The following is an 18,522-nucleotide window of genomic DNA, read 5'->3' on the forward strand; positions in this document are numbered from 1 at the left end:
TTACATATCTAAAAGATAAGCAAAAATTAAGGGCGCTACAATAGTTGCATCGCTCTCGATTATAAATTTCGGGGTGTCAAGATCCAGTTTTCCCCAAGTAATCTTTTCGTTGGGCACAGCACCGGAATAGGAGCCATAACTGGTTGTACTATCACTGATCTGGCAGAAATAGCTCCAGAATGGAGTGTCTGTACGCTCCATATCCTGGTAAAGCATAGGTACCACACAAATAGGGAAATCACCTGCAATTCCTCCGCCAATCTGGAAGAATCCAATTCCATTTTCAGAATTATCCGTGTACCAGTCGGCCAGGAAGGTCATATACTCAATCCCGGACTTAACGGTACTTGCTTTCAGCTCACCTTTTAAAACGTAAGAAGCAAAGATATTACCCATGGTGCTGTCTTCCCATCCCGGGCAAATGATAGGCAGGTTCTTTTTGGCTGCCGCATACATCCAGGAATCCTTAACATCTATTTCGTAATGTTCTTCCAGTACACCAGACAGCAGTAGTTTGTACATATACTCATGTGGAAAATAACGCTCCCCTGCTGCTTCAGCATCTTTCCAGATCTTAACGATATGTTCCTGTATTCTCCGGAAGGCTTCTTCTTCTGGAATACAGGTATCGGTAACCCGGTTAAGTCCTTTTTCCAGCAATTCCCACTCGTCCTGTGGTGTCAGGTCCCGGTAATTGGGCACTCGCTTGTAATGTGAGTGAGCCACGAGGTTCATAATGTCTTCCTCCAGGTTGGCCCCCGTACAGGATATGATTTGCACTTTATCTTTCCGGATGATCTCTCCAAAGATCTTCCCGATCTCTGCAGTACTCATAGCCCCTGCAAGGGACACGAGCATTTTTGCCCCCTTATCCAGCTGCTCTTCGTACGCTTTGGCAGCATCTACTACAGAGGCTGCATTGAAATGCAGGTAGTAGCGCTCCATAAATCGAGTGATCTCGCCTTTATTCTTCGTCATTATCGGTGAACTTTTTTATTGTATTTCCGGAACCGCTCCCGGCAATATACGTGTTGTCATAATCATCCTCAACAGCCTCTTCTTCAAATTTATAGCTCAACATTTTATAATAGAGCTTGGCAGCGAGGAAGTCGGAGGACTTCTCCTGTGGGTTAGGACATAATTCCACGATGTCAAAACCAACTACATTCTTTTCTTCAAAAACCCTTTTCAGGAAATCCAGGGTCTCATAATAGAGAAGGCCACCCGGCTCTGGCGTACCGGTAGACGGCATAATGGACGGGTCCAGTGCATCGAGGTCAAAGGTGATGAAAACCTGGTCTGTCATTAATTCGATGACCTTATCCATCCAATATTCATCGCTTACCATCTCGTGGGCAAAAAAGGTTTTTTCCTTATCCATGATGGTAGTCTCGATGCTATCCATACTACGGATTCCCACCTGTACCAGGTTAGTCGTCTGGCTAGCCTCGTATACAGCGCAAGCGTGGTTGTACGGGGTTCCCTCGTAGGATTCCCGTAAGTCTGCATGTGCGTCTATATGCAGGACTGTAAGATCGTCAAAGCATTCATTGAATGCTCTTATACTTCCTATAGAAACTGAGTGCTCACCACCAAAAAGGGTGACGAATTTATTGCGCTTAATATAGTCCTTGGTGGTTGAGTAAACCGCCTTAACCATAGCTTCCGGGCTGGTATCTTCATCGATAGCAGGAGCGAGATAAATACCTTGCTTGTAAACCTCGGTATCGGTTTCTATATCGTATAGCTCCATGTTTTCTGAAGCATCCAGGAAGGCATCCGGCCCCTTGTCTGCTCCTTTGCCCCAGGTACTGGTACCATCATAGGGTATAGGTATTAATACTACTTTGGCTTTCTCCAGTTGTGCGAATTCTTCCGGGATCCCGGCGTAATTCCGAGTTGTTTTCATAACCTAAAATTTGAAGCAGTTCTTCTGCCTTCTGTTGTTCACTAAATACACTTGTTACTAAATTCCCGTCCTTGTCCCGGTCTATTAGGATATGCTTGGGATGAGGGATCAGGCAATGCTGCAATCCACCAAAACCACCAATAGATTCCTGGTAGGCCCCGGTATTAAAAAACCCGATATACAAGGGTTTGTCTCGCCTGTACTTGGGTAGGTAAATAGCATTCATATCCTGCAGACTGTTGTAATAATCGTCACTGTCGCAGGTAAGGCCACCGAGTAAAACACGTTCGTATTCATCATGCCAACGGTTGATAGGCAAGAGGATAAAACGTTTATTGATGGCCCAGGAATCCGGAAGGGTAGTGATGAAAGATGAGTCGATCATATTCCACTTCTCCCGGTCATTCTGTTGTTTCTGGTAGAGCACCTGGTAGATAGCGCCACCGCTTTCTCCAACGGTGTAACTACCAAATTCTGTAAATATATTAGGCACTTCCACGTCTGCCTCCTTACATGTGATATTGATCTGGTTAACAATTTCATCAATCATATAGGCGTAGTCGTACTCAAAAGAAAGTGAATTCTTGGTAGGAAATCCTCCACCGATATTCAGGCTATCCAGGGAAGGACATATCTTTTTAAGACGCACATAGACCCTGAGGCATTTATGCAATTCGTTCCAGTAATAGGCGGTATCCTTAATCCCAGTATTAATAAAGAAATGAAGCATTTTCAGGGTAGCCTGGGAATGTTCCTTGATCTGTCTCTCGTAGAAGGGGACAATGTCCTTATATCCTATACCCAACCTGGAGGTATAGAACTCAAATTTCGGTTCTTCTTCAGAGGCGATACGAATACCTACTTTGTAATCTCCTTCAATCACGTCTGAAAGCAGATCGATCTCCTCGTAATTATCGATGATCGGGATACAGTTGCGATGCCCGCCGTTAATAAGTTTACCGATATTTTCAACGTACTGCGACCTCTTGAAACCGTTGCAAATAACATAGGTATCATCCTTGATCCTGCCTTCAGCTTTCAGATTCTGTACAATATTGAGATCAAAGGCAGAAGAGGTCTCTATATGGATATCATTCTTCAATGCCTCGTTCAGCACATACTGGAAGTGAGAACTTTTGGTACAGTAGGCGTAGTAGTATTTGCCCTTGTAATCGTGCTTTTCTATGGCTTTGGCAAACCAGCCCTTGGCATTCTGTATATTCGTGGATATTTTGGGCAGGTATGTAAATTTAAGCGGACTCTGATATTTCTCAATCAGTTTCTTTAATGGAATATCGTGGAATAACAGGTTATCCTCTTCCAGGCGGAACTCCTCCTGTGGAAAATAATAGGTCTGATCTATCAGATCGCTGTATTTGACGTTCATAGTATTTTTTATTTCCTTTCACCTCCATCTTCATTTCCCACCGGAAACCCGGGAAGCATTAATTATTATATTAAATGATTGGTCAAAGACCAAACTTTCTATGTGCTCATTAATTTTAATGTTGCCCTGATCCATTAAAGTTTAGTACTACTTAATTCACTGTAGTACACACATTTCCCTAAATTAGGAAAAAACCGAGGGATTCCCGTTTTCGGGGCGTAAATGAAATCAAAAAAAATGGAAAAAAGCTTAAATTGAAAAAAATTTAACCGCCGCTTTATAAAGGAATTATCCCGTAGTCATATAAATCCGCTCAGAACCAAAGATCATGAAACAGAACAAGACCAAAAATACCGGTAAAAAAAATATTTGCCAGGGCATTTCCAGGATTATAGTCCTTCTTTTCTTGTCAGTGCTTTCCGTTCCTGCCCTGGCACAGCTAACACCCGGGGTATATTTCTCCAAACAGGGTCATGCCGGGGACAGTATAATCCATGAACTAAAAATAGCAGATGGATATATGGTTCATAGTGTTTATGAACTGGAGCCGGCTAAATTCATTAAAACCCTTGGCGGCCCTTATACGATAGAAAATGAGGTTATAGAGTGGGACCTGGACTTTAATTCTAACCATCCTAATGATGGAATTGAAAACCGAGTTATTCCATTCCGTTTGAGAAATGGAAAACTGAATTTTGAAGGAGAGCTGCCATTGTCTTTCCATCGGGTCAAAACAAAAGAACAGTCCCTTGACGGGACCTGGCTTTTCGCCACCAGGGGTCCGGATACAGGTCAGGAACGAAGGGGGGAGTCTAACCCCAGGAAGACGCTTAAAATCTTGAAGGATGGTCACTTCCAGTGGATCGCTTTCAATAGCCGTACATTTGAATTCTTTGGAACCGGCGGGGGGACCTACCGGGCAAAAGATGGGAAGTACATGGAGCTGATTCGCTATTTTTCAAGGGATCCTGATCGCGTTGGTGCACGGCTCGATTTCACTTTTGAAATTAAAGGTACTGACTGGCACCACACCGGAAAAAATAGCCGGGGGGAACCGCTTTACGAAATATGGGCAAAAAGGAAGTGAGGTTTAATCCCTACGGTTAATATCTGATTTTCCACCGGTTTTCTCCAGGAGACGGATGTTCAGTATTTCTACCTCCTTATCGATAGGTTTAAGCATATCGTACATGTTGAGGGCAACGACACTTGCCCCGTGCATGGCCTCTACCTCTACCCCGGTCTTATAATGCGTTTTTACAGTGATCAGCACTTTTATCTCCAGGCCAGTAATCTCATAGTCGATCCGGGTATGCTCTATGGGCAGAGGGTGACAGTCCGGCAATAACAAAGCGGTATTCTTCACTCCGAGGAACCCGGCAGCACGACTCATAGCGAAGACATCACCTTTAGGCACCTTGCCGTTCTCAATTGCCGCTATAGTGTCCTGGGAACCTACTTTCACTACGGCTTGCGCCAGTGCAGTTCTCAGGGTTACGGCCTTAGCTGTTATATCTACCATGATCTATACTATCTATTAACTTTCCATTGATAAGAATCGTCCTCAAAACACTCCTTTCCAAATACAGGGGCCTTAGCCTTCAATTCTTCAACCACCTGTTCCAATGCTTTAAAAACCGCCTTTCGATGCGGAGCTGAAACAAAAACAAAAAGGCAGATTTCCCCGGTCTTCACTTTACCGATACTGTGATAAATATGAAGGCAGCTTAGTTCAAAATCTCGGAAAGCCGCTTCTTTGATCTCGTGAAATACCTGGTTGGCCATCTCTTCGTAAGCACTGTAATCTATGGCCGTAACGGTCTTCCCGTCAATCTCATCAGCTCTAACCTGCCCCAGGAAAATGTCATGCGCCCCGATCCCGGTCTTGCTCTGGTGTTTGGCAATAGATCCGGCGATAAACTCAGGGCTAATCGCTCCTTTTACAAAGACATTCTTTACGGTGGTCTTTTTCATTTCAGGATTGTTTCTTACGAAGGTAAAGAAGATTTTAGGTTTGCCCTATGGCTAGTTCCAGAAAACCGATAACACCCATAGTAATTAGGTTAATAAAACTTTTGATATTCACAGGCAAGCAAGAGGGACTACACTATATTAAAGACCTAAATATAACTTATGAAAAAGCCGGAACTGATTGTTTTTGATGTCAATGAGACCCTCCTGGATCTTTCTGTGATGAAGTCTGAAATAAATACCGCAGCAGGGGATCAAAACGCCTTTGATCAATGGTTTTCCCAATTGCTCCAATTTGCTATGGCAGAAAGTCTGAGTGGCAATTATATAGATTTTGGCGAGGTTGGAAAGCACACCCTGGAAATGACCTTTACACGACTCGGGAAACAAATTTCGGAAACTGAAATAATTAATCTTCTAAGCATGATTACATCCTTAGATCCACATAAAGAAGTTCCTGCAGCTCTTGAAAAATTAAAAGAAGCAGGCTATAGAATGGTAACCCTTACCAATGGCGGACTTCAAACCCATACACGACAGATGGCGCATTCCGGCCTGGAGCAATACTTTGATGCCCTATACAGTGTAGAAGCCGTCCGGAAATTTAAACCGCATCCGGAAACCTACAATTATGTCCTGGAAAAGGAAAAGTGCAAAGCTTCTGAAACTATGCTGATCGCAGCACATGCCTGGGATTTACTGGGAGCCCAGCGTGCAGGATATAAAACAGGATTTATCAAACGCCAGGGAAAAGTATGGTACCCGGGAGGGATACATCCGGATATGAGGGGAGAGTCACTGGAAATACTGGCGTACCAGTTAACGACATAAAAAAAGCACAGCTTGGGGCTGTGCTTTGAGCGGGAGACCGGGTTCGAACCGGCGACATTCAGCTTGGAAGGCTGACGCTCTACCAACTGAGCTACTCCCGCCTTTGGTTTGTTAACCGGGTGTAAAATTATTGAATCTTTTGAATGTGGCAAGGCTTTTTTGATGCATTTTTTTTAATTACACCTCTTTGAAACTTCTTAGTTGCCGCTGAATAATCTAAGCCGCTTGGCCGAAGGTATTTAGCGTTCGGCAGCCTCCGCTGGTGGCATCTGAACTATCTTGAATGATGCTCATCCTGAAAATACAAAACACCGCTATTCCATAGCCGTATTTATTACCGCCGCCGGGACTGTTCGTAAATAACAACCTAACTCCGGGCAAGAGATAGCTGCGCTGTTCTTGAGAAAGGCTCAGTCTGAAAATACAAAATACCGGCTACGCTGTAGCCGGGTTTTATTACAGCCAGCCGGGGCATAATCAGTAAACCCAAAATCCAGGAAAATGAAGTGGCAAGAGATAGCTCCGCTGTTCTTGACAAAGGCTCAGTCTGAAAATACAAAACACCGGCTACGCTGTAGCCGGGTTTTATTACAGCCAGCCGGGGCATAATCAGTAAACCCAAAATCCAGGAAAATGAAGTGGCAAGAGATAGCTCCACTGTTCTTGACAAAGGCTCAGTCTGAAAATACAAAACACCGGCTACGCTGCAGCCGGGTTTTATTACAGCCAGCCGGGCTCAATCAGTAAACCCAAAATCCAGGAAAATGAAGTGGCAAGAGATAGCTCCGCTGTTCTTGACAAAGGCTCAGTCTGAAAATACAAAACACCGGCTACGCTTTAGCCGAGTTTTATTACAGCCAGCCGGGATTAATCAGTAAACCCAAATCCAGGAAAATGAAGTGGCAAGAGATAGCTCCGCTGTTCTTGACAAAGGCTCAGTCTGAAAATACAAAACACCGGCTACGCTGTAGCCGGGTTTTATTACAGCCAGCCGGGCCTAATCAGTAAAGCCAAAATCCAGGAAAATGAAGTGGCAAGAGATAGCTCCGCTGTTCTTGACAAAGGCTCAGTCTGAAAATACAAAACACCGGCTACGCTGTAGCCGAGTTTTATTACAGCCAGCCGGGATTAATCAGTAAACCCAAATCCAGGAAAATGAAGTGGCAAGAGATAGCTCCGCTGTTCTTGACAAAGGCTCAGTCTGAAAATACAAAACACCGGCTACGCTGTAGCCGAGTTTTATTACAGCCAGCCGGGATTAATCAGTAAACCCAAATCCAGGAAAATGAAGTGGCAAGAGATAGCTCCGCTGTTCTTGACAAAGGCTCAGTCTGAAAATACAAAACACCAGCTATTCCATAGCCGTATTTATTACCGCCGCCGGGACTGATCAGTAAACTGATCTCCCCGGCTCAGCGGTAATAAAAAACGCCTTTGCTGATCGCAAAGGCGTTTTGTGTTTATCTGTAGCCTCGGCAAGAATCGAACTTGCATCTAAAGTTTAGGAAACTTCTATTCTATCCATTGAACTACGAGGCCGCTAAAATGGGAGCACAAAAATAAGATTTTTTTCCAAGTGCAAAGTACTGTCCGGGATAATTTCTCTGCCACTTCCCTATTCGGGTTCAACTTCCACGATCAATTCGATTTCCACCGCGATGTTTCCGGGCAGTGAGCCCATCCCTACGGCTGCCCTGGCATGTTTCCCTTTTTCCCCGAAAACGGCAACCATCAGGTCAGAGAAGCCATTGATTACCGAGGAATGCTCGGTAAAATCAGGTTGGGCATTCACCATCCCCAACACTTTCACAATGCGCTTCACTTTACTTAAATCCCCTAGTTCTGTTTTTAAAACCGACAATTGAGCAACACCTACCCTTTTTGCCGCTTCATAGCCCTGCTCAATGGTTAGTTCTGCTCCTAGCTTGCCCCTGATCGTATTTCCCGCTTCATCCCTGGGACCCTTCCCGGCTAAGAACAGTAGGTTTCCCGTACGTACCACATGCACAAAATTTGCGGCAGGGGTTCCCGGATCTGTTAAGTTGATTCCCATTTCCGCAATCCTGCTTTCAGGATCTGTTCCCGGCTGCCCAAATAGAGGGGAAATAATGCAGAGGAAGCAACAAATACACGAGAGTAGAAGATATCTCATAATTCTAATATTTTTTATCAGGTCCAGCCAAGGTAAAACAGTTCTGCATACCAATCAAGACCACCCGTTAATTCGTCCAATATAAGGGTCTTATGGTGGGATGATTAAATAATTGCCAAATTATTTTTCGATCTGTCACACCAATCATTTTATGCACTATATTCGCCCGCTTTTTTAAAATTCCGAGCACGAAAAATTCATTGACAAGTCAAGACTCCCCCATCGGGAATTTTTTATCCATAATACTATTGATCTTATGAAAAAAATACACAAAGGCTTTACCATGCCAAGCGCAGCCTATTCTGTGCCCCGCAAAGCTATTAAGCGCTACAAACCCATTGATCGCCCACCACAGATCGGGGATGTACTCTATGGGGTTGTAGAGACTATAGGCCAACACAAATCACTGGAAAATAAAGAAGGTCGTATCCATACTATACACCATGGCACCCATGCAATCTTTGTATTTGGAAACCGTTATGCCCCGGACTACTATGAGGGGGTAATACCTGTTGAAAGTGATTTTACCGAAGTAGATCTTCTTGCCCGTTCTGGCGTGGTAGGACAAGTACTATCCAAAAGTGGTATGGTGATCTCTCCTACCCGGATTAAACCTTTGGGATATGCCTGTGACAGTGAAGGGAAGGTGATCAACACCAAAGATTACAGCCTTATCAACCCTAAAGCCACCGAGAAAAAATCTCCCAGGGCCAAACTTATACTAAACATCGGCACTGCGATGAATGCCGGGAAAAGCGCGGCGGCCACGGCTTGTGTCTATGCACTTTCTGTACATGACAAGGAGGTAAGAGCTTCTAAAGTAACCGGAACGGCAAGTCTTAAGGATATCCTTAGCATGAATGATGCAGGTGCTGCCCATTATTCAGATTTTACATTCCTGGGTTATCCTTCAACTTACCTCATCGAGGAAGAGGAAATCCTGGACATCTTCAATAAACTGGATCTTAAATACGCCAATAATAAAGACAACTATTGGGTAGTGGAATTTGCGGATGGTATTAATCAACGTGAAACGGCCATGCTGTTACAATCTCCGGCTGTCAGGGAACGTATTCATAAACTGATCTTTTGTGCAGCCGATTCTTTCGGTGCCATCGGAGGACTACACGTCTTAAAAAATAAGTTCAACCTTGTGCCGGACGCTATTTCCGGGGTGTGTTCCAGCTCTCCTTTGCACATCAGGGAATTGAGTGAATACACGGACATCCCGGTTTTTAACAGCCTGAATGTAGACCCTAAGGAATTGTTCGATATCTTATCTACCCCAAGGAAGAGAAACAAAAAACGACTGGCAGCAGTATGAAAAATTACGGAATAGCAATTCATGGAGGAGCCGGTACCATTTCCAAGACCAATATGAGTAAATGGAAGGCCGAGGCTTATCGGCAGGTACTCAAAAGAGCTTATACCGTGGGGTACCTCACCTTGCACAAAGGAGGGTCTTCCCTGGATGCTGTGACCGAATCTGTTATTGTCATGGAAAACAGCCCCCTGTTCAACGCCGGCAGGGGCGCCGTTTTCACCCATGATGGAGAACATGAAATGGATGCTGCCATCATGGAAGGCAAAAAACTGAAAGCCGGGGGTGTAGCCGGGGTCAGCGGGATAAAAAATCCCATTCTTTTATCCAGGGCAGTCATGCAACACTCCAAGCATGTGATCATCAGCGGGGTACAAGCCCAGGAATTTGCAAGGGAGCACGGCTTAGAGTTTGCCCCAAAGGATTACTTCTACGACGAATACCGCTATAAACAATGGCAAAGGGTTGCTTCTAAAGACCAGGTTACCCTGGACCACGACGAAGAACTGAATAAAAAATTTGGTACGGTCGGAGCGGTGGCCCTGGATAAAAAAGGAAATCTTGCTGCTGCTACCTCAACAGGTGGGATGGTCAATAAAAAATACGGTCGTATTGGCGACAGCGCCTTAGTGGGTATAGGAACCTATGCTAACAATAACAGTTGTGCAATTTCCTGTACCGGTCATGGTGAATATTTTATTCGGGCCGTAGTAAGTCACGAAGTTTCTGCACGAATGCTCTACAAGCACGAATCCCTTAAGGAAGCCTCGGAGCACGTGGTGATGCATGTGTTGCCAAAGATGGGCGGTAAAGGCGGACTTGTGGGTATTGATCAACAAGGTAACATAGTAATGCCATTCAACACCAAAGGCATGTACAGGGGATTCAGGAATTCCCGGAACGAGGAGTACGTCAATATCTTTAAATAAATATGACCATATTACCTTAGGTGGGTATTCTACCGGAAAGCGCTGCCAAATATTGGTCTACATAGAGCGACATTTGCTTGGATTTGTATTGCGCTATATACCTGGGATGGTCAAATACAACCAATTCCCGGAATAGCTGTTCCTCTTTATTAATTTCGTGAAGGAACTTTGCGTTCTTCTTTCCGAGCACAAAACATTTTTCCCGGGATACACCCAGATCTATCATGGCCTTCAGATGCTCAATGACCGGAGTTCTAAGCGCATTGTATAAATCAGCAAAATCGTAATAATTACAGTTTACCCAGTTGCCTTTTTTATTCTCGATCACAAATCCTAGTGGGTACATGGAGTTGATGAAAAACTTCTTATAGAACGCTACCGGGCCTCCATATGCGCGAATCACTTCGTACACGAATACAGAGGAGGGCTCGTGCGAGTTAAAAGAGTCTATTTGTATCCCGCAATCCGAAGCCAGTCTTTTAGTATCGGTGAACGGAATCCCCGTAGCACCGGCGCCCAGCCTTCCAGGGTTTATCCCCAGGATGAGTTCCCTTTCTTCCGCGTCATTGTAGAATTTACGGTAGAACTTTCCTGCGATCTCTCGTATCTCGGGGTTTTCCTTGAAAGGATTCATCACCCTGATACCCCTTGGCAATGATACATCCGGGTCCAGTGAATTGTTATAACGGTTTACACCGTCGGCAAATGTCTGCATGCTCAATATGGCTTTGCCCAAAAATACGGGTTTCGCATTAATCCTCCTTGTGAATGTTCGCGATCAGGTTTGCCACCAGGGCCGTCCACCCGGTTTGATGAGAAGATCCGACTCCACGACCATTATCCCCATGGAAATATTCATAGAATGGGATATAGTCCTTAAAATGCTCTTTCCTGTATTGTTCAGGGTGCAATCCATTTACAGCGCGCTCTCCCTGTTGATCAGCCTTGAATATCCGCACCAGCCTGTTACTGATCTTATGAGCGATCTGCTCCAGGTTTAGTTCTTCTCCTGATCCCGTAGGGTATTGAAATTTTAAATTTTCCCCGCCATATGAATGGTATTCCCTGAGTGCATTGATAAAGAGGTAATTCATCGGGAACCAGACGGGGCCCCTCCAGTTAGAGTTGCCCCCGAAAAGAGGCACCGAAGATTCTGCCGGCTCGTAGTTGATACTGTAATTGTTGCCATCAATATTAATGGAATATGGCTGTTCGTGTTTTTTAGAAAGGGAGCGAATTCCGAAAGGACTTAGAAACTCGGATTCATCGAGCAGTACTTTGACCAGGATAGGCATTCGGTCTTTAGGCACCAACGACAACAAAAGATCATCGCCATCCACATATTCCTGTATCACCGGGAATTTCATGGTTTCCATCCTGTAGCGTTTAAACCATCCCACGCTGGCCTTGAACTTCGGCAGTTTATCCAGGGTCTGTTTCTTAATACAAAGTACCGCCGCCAGGGATAACATACCGGCAATGGAGCGTATCTTGATCGGTACAAACCGACCATCCGGCAATATGAGTTTATCGTAAAAGAACCCTTGTTCCTCATCCCAGGTCCCCACGTTTTCCTGGCTCCGTTTATTAAGGGCTTCCGCAATGAAGACGAAATGTCCAAAATATTTGGTGGCCATATCCTCATAAGCATCATCTTCCAAGGCGATTTCCAGGCTCATCTCTAACATGTTCAGGCAATAGAGTGCCATCCAGGATGTGCCGTCTACCTGTTCCAGGATCCCACCTCCGGGTATCCCTGTGCTGCGATCAAAGACCCCAATATTATCCAAACCAAGGAATCCACCCTCGAAGACATTCTTCTGGCTGCTGTCCAAACGGTTTACCCACCAGGTAAAATTCAAGGCCAGCTTATTGAACATTCTTTTCAGGAATTTAATGTCTCCCTTGCCCGTTTTTTGTTTCTCTATTTGGTAGATCTCGATGGCAGCCCAGGCCTGCACAGGTGGGTTTACATCACTAAATGACCATTCGTAGGCCGGGATCTGCCCATTGGGTTTCATGTACCACTCCTTGGTAAACAACAACAATTGTTTCTTGGCAAATTCAGAATCGATCATCGCCATGGTGACACAATGAAAAGCCGAGTCCCAGGCAGCATACCAGGGATACTCCCAGGCATCCGGCATCAGCATGATATCATGACTCCTCAGGGTTTTCCAGGTATGGTTACGACCGTACCATCGCTCTGGAGGTGGCACAGAATTTTTTTTATCGCCCTCCAACCACTTTTCCACCTCGTAATTATAATATTGCTTGGTCCAGAGCATTCCAGCGAATGCCTGTTTTTGGATCAGGAATTCTTCCCCATCGCAGTTCCCGGCAACCTTTGCATAAAATGAATCACATTCCTTTTGCCTTTCAGCGATTACTGCTTCAAAGTCCTTTCCAAAGGGATCATCAATACTATCTTTACTTAAGCGGAGACGTACTGTGGTACTCTCGCCCGCAGCTAGTTCCCGCTGGTAGTGGGGAGCAAACTTGGTTCCTTTTTTGTTCTCGGTCGCCAGGGAATAGTCTCCTTGTACTACGGCATCGTGGAAAAGGTCTTTTTTATATGGGTGATCGTTTTTATCTCCATAAACTCGTTCCCGGTTAGACTCGTTTTCGGTGAACAGCACATGATCCGGTTTTTCAAAATAAAGGTGATATTCCCCGACATATTCATGGGAGATGGCCACGGTATTGACCGAATCTTTATCCAGGCTGATCAGGGGTTTCTCCTTCATTTCCCTGAAACTCCAGAAGTTCCTGATCCATAAAGTAGGAAGAAGGTGAATAGGCGCGGCCTCCTTTGCGCGGTTAATTACGGTAATTTGAACCAGAAGGTCTTCGGGGCCACTCTTGGCGTATTCGGTAAACACGTCAAAATATGCATCATGATTAAACACCCCGGTATCGAGTAATTCGTATTCCAGTTCATGCCTCCCTCTTTTCTTATTTTCTTCTACCAATTGGGCATAAGGAAATTCTGCCTGTGGGTATTTATAAAGATGTTTCATATAGGAGTGGGTAGGGGTATTCTCCAGGTAGTAGTACAATTCTTTTACATCCTCTCCATGGTTCCCCTGTGGCCCGGTTAATCCAAACAATCTTTCTTTAAGGATAGGGTCCTTGCCATTCCAGAGAGCAACTCCAAAACAGATATTACAATAACGATCGGAGATGCCGGCCATGCCATCCTCTCCCCAACGATAGGTTCTGCTCCGGGCATGATCGTGGGGAAAATATCCCCAGGCATCACCGTTGGCACTATAATCCTCCCGCACAGTACCCCATTGGCGCTCACTGAGGTAGGGCCCCCAATGTAACCAGTCTTCTTTACCATCGTTATAGGCCTGTAATCGCTGGTCCTCTTCAGTGGTTTCTATCATTTGTTTATCCGTTTGTTGTGAAGCCGGGGTAGCAGGTCATTCCACCGTCCACGTATATGGTAGTGCCATTAATGTATTCCGATTCATCTGATGCGAGCCATGCAGCAGCACTTCCAATATCTTCCGGCACCCCGATTCGTTTATAAGGTATTAATTTAAGGAGTTTATTCAATGCCTCTTCCGATTCCCAGGCAGACTGATTTATTTTTGTTTTAATAGCCCCGGGAGCAATGCTGTTACAGCGAATCTTTTGCGAAGCATATTCCTGGCAAATGCTTTCCATCAGCATAACGATGGCCCCTTTAGATGCCGCATAGTTGGCATGGCCAGCCCAGGGGATAATTTGGTGTACCGAACTCATATGAATGATTTTACCCAGGGATTTAGAGACGTCGGGACGCATACCGCGACTCAAAAATTCCCTGATGGCCTCCCGTGCACATAGAAACTGACCGGTAAGATTAACGTCTATCACCTTCTGCCAGTATTCAAGGCTCATTTCGTGCAAGGGTGCATCTTTTTGTAAGCCTGCATTGGGTACACAGATATCTACCGTACCAAAATGACTGATCGCTTTTTTAAACATAGCCTGGACCTGGTCTTCTTTAGAAACATCACATTTGATGGCTATGGCATCCCCACTTATATTATCCTTGCCGATTTTATGGGCAATCTCCTCTGCATCCTCAGGTCTTGAGTGGTAATTTACCACTACGTTAGCGCCATCCTGGCCCAATGCAAGGGCCACGGCCTCCCCTATCCCGGAATTGGCCCCGGTAACGATACAAGTCTGCCCTACCAGTCTTTTATTTGGTTTCTGCATATCTGGAAATTTGAATTAAAGTTAGGAGTATAATTGTTCTCTTTTACAGAAATTTATCGCATATACCCATCAAATCCCCCTCTATTTTAATCATCAGAATTATGAACATAAGATTCATTATATTCACCTGCTCAATGTAACACCCATGGCAAAAGGACTACTGCTTTTTGTAATTGTCTTTATCGTAATTACGCTGCTGCATTCGACCATGATGACGATCTATGACCTAAACCCCATCAAGCGAAGATGGTACCAGAGAATCTTCTGGCATTTTTATTTTGTTTACATGATCATCATGGGCGTTTACCAATGGACGCTTGAGGGAATAGGATGGCTGGCCATTGCCCTGCTGTTCGTTGGGGCTGCGGGAACCTTAGCCATTCTTACGGGGATGTTCAGACCTACAGGGAAATAAAAACTTTCAATTCTTTTCTAAATTGACCGGACCCGGTCAGCATCTTCCCTGTTCTTAGCTGTGCCCCCATTACCCTCCTAAAAATTGGGGAGATCTCCAAGATATCGAAGGTTTAGTTACAAAGCCTCGCACGAAGTTTGGTTCTGAATATATAATAGGGGGGGGACGATTAACCCCTCCCCGGTTTAAATTTAATCTGCTCCCCTGCAGGAAACGTGCAGTATGCTGTTTAATTTTTTAAACAGAAGTCGTGCTGGAAATTTAAGTCCATTTAAGCAGGAGTGTTAAATCGCATCCAATCTCCATTTCTCTAAAACTTAAGTTAAAAAACTACTACAGGGATGTCAAAACATGAAGAAATATATCATGATGGCCTAAATTGGGCAACTTAAACCAAAAAACCCAGCAATGAAGAGATGCATTCTCCTATTCCTGGCACTACTTTGCGGAGTTGTACAAGGGCAGGACAAAACAAAAAAAGACGAAAAAGAAAGTAAAGAAAAGAGTTACGAAGAAATCATCACCAAAGAGGCCAAGACAAAGACCGGCCTGTTTACCGTTCACCAGGTAGACGAAAAGTATTATTACGAGATTCCGGACTCATTGCTAGGACGTGAAATGCTGATGGTCACCCGAATTTCCAAGACGGCAAATGGCCTTGGTTTTGGAGGAGGAAAGCAGAATACCCAGGTGGTCCGATGGGAGAAAAAAAATAAAAAGGTACTGCTGAGACTTGCACAATACGAAAACGTTGCATCAGATAGTCTTCCCATTTATGAAGCAGTAGTGAATTCTAATTTTGAACCTATTATTGCAGCTTTCGAGATCGCTGCGCCACCAAAGGACAATGAGCAGAAGACCTCGCTTATCGAAGTTACTCCATTATTCACAGAAGATGTAAAATCACTGGGGGTATCAGATCGCTACCAGGAGCGGTATAAGATCGGGAAGGTGGATACCAAGCGTTCTTATATTGAAAGCATTAGGACATTTCCCTTGAACATAGAAGCAAGGCATGTAAAGACCTATGAGGCAAAAGAACCCCCTTCTAATGAAGATCTCGGGGCATTTTCCGTAGAGATCAACAATTCAATGGTCCTTCTTCCCAAAGAGCCGATGGAGCGGAGATATTTTGACCAGAGGGTCGGTTGGTTTTCCAGAAGCCAGGTCGATTATGGTTTGCCGGATCAGAAGAGTAAGGAGGTCACTTACCTGGACCGCTGGCGCCTGGAGGTGAAGGATGAGGATAAGGAAAAATTTGAACAAGGAATCCTGGTGGAACCTAAAAAACCTATCGTTTATTATATAGACCGGGCTACTCCTGAAAAGTGGCGCTCTTATATCAAGGATGGAATTGAAGACTGGCAGGTTGCTTTTGAAGCAGCAGGTTTTAAGAATGCCATCCTGGCAAAGGATGCGCCTAGCCCGGAGGAAGACCCGGACTGGTCTCCCGAAGACGTGAGGTATTCCGTGGTCCGCTACCTGGCCTCCCCTATCCCCAATGCCAATGGCCCACATGTCAGCGATCCCCGTAGTGGTGAGATCCTGGAGTCTGATATTAACTGGTACCACAATGTGATGACCTTGCTGCGCAACTGGTATTTTGTACAGACAGCAGCCATTAACCCGGAAGCACAGGGAGTTGCCTTTAAGTACGAGATCATGGGGAGACTGATCCGTTTTGTTTCTTCACACGAAGTGGGCCATACGCTGGGATTGCCACACAACATGGGGAGCAGCGTGGCGTACCCGGTGGATTCACTGAGGTCGGCTTCCTTTACCCAGAAGTACGGAACTGCACCTTCCATAATGGATTATGCCCGCTTTAATTACATCGCCCAACCCGAGGATGAAGGAGTAGCCCTGATGCCTAACGTAGGACCTTATGACTTACATGCTATTAAATGGGGATACAGGCCTATCCCGGATAAAAACCCGGAAGAGGAGAAAGAGATCTTGAACCAGTGGATCCTGGAACGTGCAGATAATCCCATATATCGATTTGGCGCTCAACAATTCTCGGTTATCGACCCATCATCCCAAACGGAAGATTTAGGGGATGATGCTGTAAAGGCCAGTCAGTATGGTATCGCCAACCTAAAACGAATTGTTCCCAACCTCTTAACCTGGACCGCGGAAGATGGTAAAAATTATGAGGATCTGGAAGATTTGTACGATCAGGTTTTCAACCAGTTCAACCGCTACATGGGGCATGTCTCAGCTAATGTGGGAGGAGTTTACAGGTACAATAAGACCTATGAACAAGATGGTGCTGTATTTACTCACGTACCTAAAGCACGTCAGCAGGAGAGCCTGGCATTTTTACAAGAAGAACTCTTTAGAACCCCGAAATGGATGCTGGAAAAGGATATACTGAATAAGATCGATTTTACTGTAGCGGTAGAGAAAATCAGGAGACTGCAATCCAGGACTCTGGATAATCTTTTAAGTTTTGGACGCCTGGCACGTATGATGGAAAACGAAGCGATCAATGGAAGTGAATCCTATAATATTCTCATTTTTATGGATGCTCTTACTAAGGGATTATGGTCTGAACTTGGAACCACTTCGCAGATGGATACTTATCGTAGAAACCTGCAGCGTGCCCATGTAGATCGCTTACATTATTTACTGACTGAAGAACAGGAAGAGATTAGCGGAAGAAGGGGGCGAGGAAGAACCGAAGTGGAGGTAAGCCAATCGGATATCCGGGCTGCTGCAAGGGACCAGTTAAAGAAATTACATAACAGGATCCGTTTAAATAAAAGTAAGGCTACCGGACTGTCAGGAATTCATCTTGAAGATATGCAACAGCGAATTGAAGTTATCCTGGATATGAACGCCTGATATTGATATCGATAATGTTAAGAGCCGGCTACTCAGCCGGCTTTTTTTATGCAATCAATTCGAGAAGAGGCTTCACCAAAAATTGTTAATGAATTGTTAATCCCACTGAATTTTCGTAACTTATCCATCTAGAATAATTTGATCATGAGCCCATCCGATAGACTCTACTATTTCCGACTTCTTTATATGGTCATTGCCATTTGTCTGCTGATGCTTACTTATGCGATATACTCAGCACATGCCCGTGAGATCAAGGAAGAAGTGCGTGTTGCCCTTACTAAGGCCTTGTCCGATACTTTAGCAGACCAGGATAAAGGTTTGGCACGAAAGTAAGGCTATTTATTAATGCTTTGATCTTGTAGTGCTAAGTACGGCCTTAGCTTTCAAGGTCCAGACAACTGAATTCAATTGCCCGTAGTTAAATGACCGGGGATTGCTTAATCCCACCCCGTTTTTAAGTTACTTGCACTCCCTGTAGGAAACGTGCAGAATCCATTAAATAGTTACAAGGTTACATAGGAACATAGGTACAGAGTGAAATAAGG

16 protein-coding genes and 2 tRNA genes are annotated in these 18,522 nt (G+C 44.8%); 7 read left to right on the forward strand and 11 right to left on the reverse strand.

From position 1 onward, the window contains the following. From PP178_RS02235 to PP178_RS02245, 3 genes are read right to left on the reverse strand one after another with little or no spacing between them, the layout of a single operon-like run. A complete protein-coding gene (locus tag PP178_RS02235) occupies nucleotides 1-978 on the reverse strand; it encodes a deoxyhypusine synthase family protein (RefSeq protein ID WP_272592675.1) in 978 nt (325 codons plus the stop codon). Next, nucleotides 965-1,909: an agmatinase gene (gene speB, locus PP178_RS02240; RefSeq protein ID WP_272592676.1), complete on the reverse strand. Its 945-nt coding sequence runs from the start codon at nucleotides 1,907-1,909 to the stop codon at nucleotides 965-967. The genes PP178_RS02235 and speB overlap by 14 nt, the downstream gene beginning before the upstream one ends. Next, nucleotides 1,821-3,296 carry an arginine decarboxylase gene (locus PP178_RS02245; RefSeq protein ID WP_272592677.1) on the reverse strand — a complete coding sequence of 492 codons (1,476 nt, stop codon included), beginning with the start codon at nucleotides 3,294-3,296 and terminating at the stop codon, nucleotides 1,821-1,823. Before PP178_RS02245 ends, speB begins: the two co-directional genes overlap by 89 nt. 328 nt (nucleotides 3,297-3,624) lie before the next feature. On the opposite strand from PP178_RS02245, the gene PP178_RS02250 reads away from it, so the two are divergent. Further along, a complete protein-coding gene (locus tag PP178_RS02250) occupies nucleotides 3,625-4,383 on the forward strand; it encodes a hypothetical protein (protein WP_272592678.1) in 759 nt (252 codons plus the stop codon). Nucleotides 4,384-4,386: 3 nt separating this feature from the next. Here PP178_RS02250 and moaC read toward each other — a convergent pair whose 3' ends face one another. Together moaC and PP178_RS02260 are read right to left on the reverse strand one after the other, a co-directional pair. After that, complete coding sequence (gene moaC / locus PP178_RS02255) at nucleotides 4,387-4,818, reverse strand: cyclic pyranopterin monophosphate synthase MoaC (protein WP_272592679.1); 432 nt, start codon at nucleotides 4,816-4,818, stop codon at nucleotides 4,387-4,389. 8 nt (nucleotides 4,819-4,826) lie between these two features. Further along, nucleotides 4,827-5,270: a molybdenum cofactor biosynthesis protein MoaE gene (locus tag PP178_RS02260; protein ID WP_272592680.1), complete on the reverse strand. Its 444-nt coding sequence runs from the start codon at nucleotides 5,268-5,270 to the stop codon at nucleotides 4,827-4,829. A 159-nt stretch (nucleotides 5,271-5,429) separates the two neighbouring features. Here PP178_RS02260 and PP178_RS02265 point away from each other — a divergent pair, with 159 nt between their 5' ends. Then, the gene (locus tag PP178_RS02265; protein ID WP_272592681.1) at nucleotides 5,430-6,098 is read left to right on the forward strand and encodes a haloacid dehalogenase type II; all 669 of its coding nucleotides are present in this window, start codon (nucleotides 5,430-5,432) and stop codon (nucleotides 6,096-6,098) included. Nucleotides 6,099-6,126: 28 nt separating this feature from the next. Here PP178_RS02265 and PP178_RS02270 read toward each other — a convergent pair. The 3 genes from PP178_RS02270 to PP178_RS02280 all read right to left on the reverse strand — a co-directional run bounded on the left by PP178_RS02270 (nucleotide 6,127) and on the right by PP178_RS02280 (nucleotide 8,250). Continuing rightward, nucleotides 6,127-6,199, reverse strand: a tRNA-Gly gene (locus tag PP178_RS02270). 1,366 nt (nucleotides 6,200-7,565) lie between these two features. Then, nucleotides 7,566-7,637 (reverse strand) — tRNA-Arg (locus tag PP178_RS02275). Nucleotides 7,638-7,713: 76 nt separating this feature from the next. Beyond that, on the reverse strand, nucleotides 7,714-8,250 hold the full coding sequence (locus PP178_RS02280; RefSeq protein WP_272592682.1) for a RidA family protein: 537 nt from the start codon (nucleotides 8,248-8,250) through the stop codon (nucleotides 7,714-7,716). Nucleotides 8,251-8,506: 256 nt separating this feature from the next. Here PP178_RS02280 and PP178_RS02285 point away from each other — a divergent pair, with 256 nt between their 5' ends. Then, nucleotides 8,507-9,574 carry a hypothetical protein gene (locus tag PP178_RS02285; RefSeq protein WP_272592683.1) on the forward strand — a complete coding sequence of 356 codons (1,068 nt, stop codon included), beginning with the start codon at nucleotides 8,507-8,509 and terminating at the stop codon, nucleotides 9,572-9,574. Continuing rightward, nucleotides 9,571-10,500: an isoaspartyl peptidase/L-asparaginase family protein gene (locus PP178_RS02290; protein ID WP_272592684.1), complete on the forward strand. Its 930-nt coding sequence runs from the start codon at nucleotides 9,571-9,573 to the stop codon at nucleotides 10,498-10,500. Before PP178_RS02285 ends, PP178_RS02290 begins: the two co-directional genes overlap by 4 nt. Nucleotides 10,501-10,516: 16 nt before the next feature. Here the strand turns inward: PP178_RS02290 and PP178_RS02295 are convergent, their stop codons facing one another. Genes PP178_RS02295 through PP178_RS02305 form a run of 3 tightly spaced genes read right to left on the reverse strand, consistent with a single transcriptional unit; the run spans nucleotide 10,517 to nucleotide 14,715 of the window. Beyond that, nucleotides 10,517-11,215: an SMUG2 DNA glycosylase family protein gene (locus PP178_RS02295; RefSeq protein WP_272592685.1), complete on the reverse strand. Its 699-nt coding sequence runs from the start codon at nucleotides 11,213-11,215 to the stop codon at nucleotides 10,517-10,519. A gap of 37 nt (nucleotides 11,216-11,252) precedes the next feature. Then, nucleotides 11,253-13,892: an MGH1-like glycoside hydrolase domain-containing protein gene (locus PP178_RS02300; RefSeq protein ID WP_272592686.1), complete on the reverse strand. Its 2,640-nt coding sequence runs from the start codon at nucleotides 13,890-13,892 to the stop codon at nucleotides 11,253-11,255. Nucleotides 13,893-13,896: 4 nt separating this feature from the next. Continuing rightward, nucleotides 13,897-14,715, reverse strand: coding sequence for an SDR family oxidoreductase (locus PP178_RS02305; protein ID WP_272592687.1), 819 nt, complete (start codon nucleotides 14,713-14,715; stop codon nucleotides 13,897-13,899). A 145-nt stretch (nucleotides 14,716-14,860) separates the two neighbouring features. On the opposite strand from PP178_RS02305, the gene PP178_RS02310 reads away from it, so the two are divergent. From PP178_RS02310 to PP178_RS02320, 3 genes are all read left to right on the forward strand, one after another. Then, nucleotides 14,861-15,130, forward strand: coding sequence for a hypothetical protein (locus PP178_RS02310; RefSeq protein ID WP_272592688.1), 270 nt, complete (start codon nucleotides 14,861-14,863; stop codon nucleotides 15,128-15,130). A gap of 408 nt (nucleotides 15,131-15,538) precedes the next feature. Continuing rightward, nucleotides 15,539-17,977 (forward strand): zinc-dependent metalloprotease, encoded by a 2,439-nt coding sequence (locus tag PP178_RS02315; protein WP_272592689.1) that lies wholly within the window; start codon nucleotides 15,539-15,541, stop codon nucleotides 17,975-17,977. A gap of 144 nt (nucleotides 17,978-18,121) precedes the next feature. Next, nucleotides 18,122-18,310 carry a hypothetical protein gene (locus PP178_RS02320; RefSeq protein WP_272592690.1) on the forward strand — a complete coding sequence of 63 codons (189 nt, stop codon included), beginning with the start codon at nucleotides 18,122-18,124 and terminating at the stop codon, nucleotides 18,308-18,310. Nucleotides 18,311-18,522: the final 212 nt, after the last annotated feature.

This window comes from Zeaxanthinibacter sp. PT1 (assembly GCF_028464225.1).
Taxonomy (GTDB): Bacteria; Bacteroidota; Bacteroidia; order Flavobacteriales; family Flavobacteriaceae; genus Zeaxanthinibacter.

Bases quoted from the DNA above. Each gene is read 5' to 3' on its own strand.
- PP178_RS02235 (WP_272592675.1), bottom strand. From the start codon at position 978: ATGACGAAGAATAAAGGCGAGATCACTCGATTTATGGAGCGCTACTAC.
- speB (WP_272592676.1), bottom strand. From the start codon at position 1,909: ATGAAAACAACTCGGAATTACGCCGGGATCCCGGAAGAATTCGCACAA.
- PP178_RS02245 (WP_272592677.1), bottom strand. From the start codon at position 3,296: ATGAACGTCAAATACAGCGATCTGATAGATCAGACCTATTATTTTCCA.
- PP178_RS02250 (WP_272592678.1), top strand. From the start codon at position 3,625: ATGAAACAGAACAAGACCAAAAATACCGGTAAAAAAAATATTTGCCAG.
- moaC (WP_272592679.1), bottom strand. From the start codon at position 4,818: ATGGTAGATATAACAGCTAAGGCCGTAACCCTGAGAACTGCACTGGCG.
- PP178_RS02260 (WP_272592680.1), bottom strand. From the start codon at position 5,270: ATGAAAAAGACCACCGTAAAGAATGTCTTTGTAAAAGGAGCGATTAGC.
- PP178_RS02265 (WP_272592681.1), top strand. From the start codon at position 5,430: ATGAAAAAGCCGGAACTGATTGTTTTTGATGTCAATGAGACCCTCCTG.
- PP178_RS02280 (WP_272592682.1), bottom strand. From the start codon at position 8,250: ATGAGATATCTTCTACTCTCGTGTATTTGTTGCTTCCTCTGCATTATT.
- PP178_RS02285 (WP_272592683.1), top strand. From the start codon at position 8,507: ATGAAAAAAATACACAAAGGCTTTACCATGCCAAGCGCAGCCTATTCT.
- PP178_RS02290 (WP_272592684.1), top strand. From the start codon at position 9,571: ATGAAAAATTACGGAATAGCAATTCATGGAGGAGCCGGTACCATTTCC.
- PP178_RS02295 (WP_272592685.1), bottom strand. From the start codon at position 11,215: ATGCAGACATTTGCCGACGGTGTAAACCGTTATAACAATTCACTGGAC.
- PP178_RS02300 (WP_272592686.1), bottom strand. From the start codon at position 13,892: ATGATAGAAACCACTGAAGAGGACCAGCGATTACAGGCCTATAACGAT.
- PP178_RS02305 (WP_272592687.1), bottom strand. From the start codon at position 14,715: ATGCAGAAACCAAATAAAAGACTGGTAGGGCAGACTTGTATCGTTACC.
- PP178_RS02310 (WP_272592688.1), top strand. From the start codon at position 14,861: ATGGCAAAAGGACTACTGCTTTTTGTAATTGTCTTTATCGTAATTACG.
- PP178_RS02315 (WP_272592689.1), top strand. From the start codon at position 15,539: ATGAAGAGATGCATTCTCCTATTCCTGGCACTACTTTGCGGAGTTGTA.
- PP178_RS02320 (WP_272592690.1), top strand. From the start codon at position 18,122: ATGAGCCCATCCGATAGACTCTACTATTTCCGACTTCTTTATATGGTC.